The 2758-nt window shown below is 62.5% G+C and carries 3 protein-coding genes and 2 pseudogenes; 3 read left to right on the forward strand and 2 right to left on the reverse strand.

Annotated features, from left to right (window positions below; translation table 11 throughout):
- Positions 1 to 196 (reverse strand): annotated as a pseudogene (locus tag WS62_RS35675) (terminase); the annotation flags it as partial.
- Here WS62_RS35675 and WS62_RS31480 point away from each other — a divergent pair.
- From WS62_RS31480 to WS62_RS31490, 3 genes and pseudogenes are all read left to right on the forward strand, one after another.
- Positions 189 to 1001, forward strand: a pseudogene (locus WS62_RS31480) (phage portal protein); the annotation flags it as partial. The pseudogenes WS62_RS35675 and WS62_RS31480 sit on opposite strands and share 8 nt — an antisense overlap.
- A 113-nt stretch (positions 1002 to 1114) precedes the next feature.
- Positions 1115 to 1387: a BrnT family toxin gene (locus tag WS62_RS31485; protein WP_059473851.1), complete on the forward strand. Its 273-nt coding sequence runs from the start codon at positions 1115 to 1117 to the stop codon at positions 1385 to 1387.
- Complete coding sequence (locus tag WS62_RS31490; RefSeq protein WP_066579412.1) at positions 1347 to 1619, forward strand: BrnA antitoxin family protein; 273 nt, start codon at positions 1347 to 1349, stop codon at positions 1617 to 1619. The genes WS62_RS31485 and WS62_RS31490 overlap by 41 nt, the downstream gene beginning before the upstream one ends.
- Positions 1620 to 2337: 718 nt before the next feature.
- Here the strand turns inward: WS62_RS31490 and WS62_RS35680 are convergent.
- The coding region (locus WS62_RS35680) for a DUF4145 domain-containing protein (RefSeq protein ID WP_156441202.1) at positions 2338 to 2758 on the reverse strand (421 nt) is incomplete at its 5' end.

The following is a 2758-nucleotide window of genomic DNA, read 5'->3' on the forward strand; positions in this document are numbered from 1 at the left end:
CGAGGCCCGCCGAATCGCCCGTGAGCGCCGGATCGTAGCCGACCCACACCTCGCGATGACCGAACGGCCGCAGCAGCAGCGGCGAGAAGTCGTCCGCCCATTCTTCCCACGAGTCGACCATGCAGCGCTGCAGGTCCGACAGCTTGAACACCGACAGCGAATCGTCGATGAACTGGCACATGAGCAGATTCGCGAAGGCGAACGTGCTCGCATCGACGTTCCGCCCGCACCGCTGGCTGTCGCGGCACGCATTCGAGCGGTGGGCGCTCGATTTCCTGACGTTCGGCAACGGCTACCTGGAACGCCGCCGGAACGTGTTCGGCGGCACGCTGCGGCTCGAGCCCGCGCTCGCGAAGTACGTACGGCGCAAGGCGGATTTCAGCGGCTTCGTGTATGTGAACGGCTGGCAGGACCGGCACGAGTTCGCGCCCGACAGCGTGTTCCAGCTCGTGCGGCCGGACATCAACCAGGAGGTGTACGGCCTACCCGAGTACCTGAGCTCGCTGCACTCGGCCTGGCTGAACGAATCGTCGACGCTGTTCCGGCGCAAGTACTACGAGAACGGCAGCCATGCCGGCTTCATCCTCTACATGACGGACGCCGCGCAGAAGCAGGACGACGTCGACAACATGCGAGACGCGTTGAAGAACGCGAAGGGGCCGGGCAACTTCCGCAACGTGTTCATGTACGCGCCGGGCGGGAAGAAGGACGGCATCCAGCTCATCCCCGTGTCCGAGGTCGCCGCGAAGGACGAGTTCTTCAACATCAAAAACGTGACGCGCGACGACCTGCTCGCCGCGCATCGCGTGCCGCCGCAGTTGCTCGGCATCGTGCCGAGCAACTCGGGCGGGTTCGGCACGCCGGACACCGCCGCGCGCGTGTTCGGGCGCAACGAAATCAAGCCGCTGCAGGCTCGCTTCGCCGAGCTGAACGACTGGCTCGGCGAGGAGGTCGTGACGTTCGACGATTACGAGATTCCGCCGGCGCCGGTCGCGGCATAGCGCATTGACCGCGTGCGGACGCGTGCGAGCCCCGATGCCGGCCGGCTCATACGGATAAAAGTATGTACAAATATTCGTTGCAACAGGGTGTTTTTGTACATACAATAATGGCTATGGAACTTGAATTCGATCCCAACAAACGCGACAAGACACTGACCGAGCGGGGGCTGGATTTCGCGCGTGCCGTGGAGGTGTTCGCCGGGCACCACTTCACATTGGAGGATACGCGGGAGGATTACGTGGAATCGCGTTACATCACGGTCGGCACGCTGGACGGCCGCATGATCGTGATGGTTTGGACGCCTCGCGGCGAGGCTCGCCGCATTATCAGCATGAGGAAAGCAAATGACCGTGAGCAAGCGAGCTACGCACACCAATTGGGTTGATCCGGACGACGCGCCGGAGCTGACCGACGAATTTTTCGAACGGGCGGACGAGTACGTCGGCGACCGCTTGGTCCGCCGCGGACCGGGCCGGCCGCTCGGCAGTCACAAAACCGCGACGACGATCCGGCTCGACGACGACGTGCTCGACGCGTTCAAAGCGACGGGCCGAGGCTGGCAAACGCGGGTGAATGCCGTGTTGAAGGAGTGGCTCAAGACGCACAAAACAGCGTAACGAATCGCATCGGCCAAAGGCAGGGCCGCGCACCGGGCAACCGGGCGCGGCCCTTTTTTGCGTCTGGAGAACGCGAACCGCAGAGCGACTCGGTGGGACGGCGCGCGGCGTGTCCCGTCGCTGTCCCATCTGTGTCCCGACTAGCGTCCCGTTGTCCCATCTAGCGTCCCATCGTCCCGATTGCTGTTGCCGCGAGGCTGCGAAAGCGGTATGGGGCGATTCCGACGGCGCGATTAGAGGGCCTACAGCGGCTTGGCGCTGGCAGGGTGGCCGCGTTCCGGCCGCGCGCCGCGAGCGGCTCCACGAGGCCGTGACGCGGCCGGACGGGGTATTTGAGGGTCCGGCCCGCCTGCGCACCGGCGGTCACTGCGGCGGCTTTTGCGCGGTCCCCTCCTCGCCTGCGCGCTTCGCTTGACAGGCTGGTTTTAATGCACCCGGCTACAAGGCTCGGCGGCCCTTGTAGTGCGGGGTTCCGGGCGTTTTCCAGTGCGAGGAAATCATGCGTTTTGATGCGCGACGATGCGAATTGATGCGTCGACGCGCGCAGTTGTAGCCCGCCCTACCTGCCCGCAAAAATGAACGGTTTTTATGCAGACACGCACCGAGCGCTCGGGGCCGCCTGGCGCGGGCCGCGCGGCGATCGGGAGGGCGACTTCGTTATGCAGTTTTATGCGCCCTGGTTATGCAGACTCGGCACAGCAAGATATTCGGGCAACGCTCACTTAGCCGGCTTCAGCATGTCGCGACGCTCGATGGCTTCTCTTTTGCCCGGAGGAAGTTTTTCATAAAGACTATCTATTTCACGTGGGTGCGTGATCATCTGTTCGGCGACAAGATTTATCAACGCCAGAAGCTTTGTCGCAGTCTCAACGTCATCCCGGACATCAAGTTCGCCAGGATGCACACTTTCATTTCCCACCACGCGCACGATATCCAGCGCCCGTTGAATCTTTGGACTGAGGCCTTTCTTAACGAGCGAAGCAATGTCGGAATCGATATTTTTGCCGGCTTCTGTTGATGGCGATGTAAAACCGCACTTAAACGGCGGCGCAATGCTGAGTAATTCGCTCAAGTACGAAGGGGCCCATCGAGGGCCCCTTTGACGTGATGCGTTGGCGTCGTCGTTCAGAATGGCGGGT

The sequence above is a fragment of the Burkholderia sp. ABCPW 14 genome (genome assembly GCF_001523835.1).
Taxonomy (GTDB): domain Bacteria; phylum Pseudomonadota; class Gammaproteobacteria; order Burkholderiales; family Burkholderiaceae; genus Burkholderia; species Burkholderia mayonis.